Source organism: Arsenophonus sp. ENCA (assembly GCF_002287155.1).
Taxonomy (GTDB): Bacteria; Pseudomonadota; Gammaproteobacteria; order Enterobacterales; family Enterobacteriaceae; genus Arsenophonus; species Arsenophonus nilaparvatae.
Genome location: NZ_NHNG01000740.1, coordinates 1 through 528 on the forward strand (window position 1 = coordinate 1; position 528 = coordinate 528).

The window sequence follows — 528 nt, forward strand, 5'->3', positions numbered from 1 at the left end:
AACAATTCACTCCTTTTAGACAAAAACTATTCTCGATTAATTCATTCAATTTTTTTGCATAATAGATTGAATTTTCTTAGCTAGTATTTTTAATAATGTAGGCTTTACTATAAATAAAACAGCAATTAACTGCTCTTGCCTAGCAGTCAAACTGCCCACTACAGATTAAAAACTATTACTTTAAATATGATGCTTTAAGAGAGATGAATATGAAAAACATAGAGAATATCACTATCCTAGTGGCGCATATTCTGATGCCACTGTTATTTATTTTTGCCGGATATGGTAAGCTTGGTAACGGCTATATCGAAACTCAGCAATATATGCATGCGATGGGTGTCCTTGCATTTTTGCTACCATTGACTATTTTATTAGAGTTTGGCGGTGGGATTGCCATACTATTGGGTTTTTTAACTCGAACCATAGCTATTTTTACCGTTGCTTTTAGTCTATTAACCGCTTTTATTTTTCACTTCAACTTTGCCGAAGGCGATAACCAATTGCTGTTTTTAAAAGATCTTTCTATTG

Annotated in this window: 1 protein-coding gene; it reads left to right on the plus strand. The window is 33.0% G+C overall.

The genetic code is table 11. The features are described from left to right. Positions 1-209 precede the first annotated feature (209 nt). Positions 210-528: DoxX family protein (locus tag CBG25_RS19275; RefSeq protein ID WP_290608675.1), on the plus strand; the 319-nt coding region annotated here is incomplete at its 3' end.